1 protein-coding gene is annotated in these 274 nt (G+C 68.6%); it reads right to left on the reverse strand.

The window, feature by feature from the left end; genetic code table 11:
* Positions 1-274, reverse strand: a 274-nt coding sequence (locus tag ACQG3P_RS19685; RefSeq protein ID WP_426805981.1) for a helicase HerA-like domain-containing protein, incomplete at both ends; no start/stop codon positions are given.

Genomic DNA, 274 nt, shown 5'->3' on the forward strand with positions numbered 1-274 from the left:
CAGAAGTCCACGCCCACGCCCCTGGAGCGGATCAGCCTCACCACCTGCTCGATGCGCTGCACCAGCGCAGCCGGCGCGTCGTCGAACAGCAGGGGCGCCTCGTCGAAGATGAAGACCAGCTTGGGCTTGTCCAGGTCACCCACCTCCGGCAGCGTCTCGAACCGCTCCGACAGCAGCCACAGCAGGAAGGTCGAGTACAGGCGCGGCTGGAGCACCAGCTGGACGGCGGCCAGGATGCCGCTCACGCCGCGGCCGTCGGGATAGACCCGCATCA

The organism is Stenotrophomonas sp. SrG, from assembly GCF_050031795.1.
GTDB classification, from domain to species: Bacteria; Pseudomonadota; Gammaproteobacteria; order Xanthomonadales; family Xanthomonadaceae; genus Stenotrophomonas; species Stenotrophomonas rhizophila_A.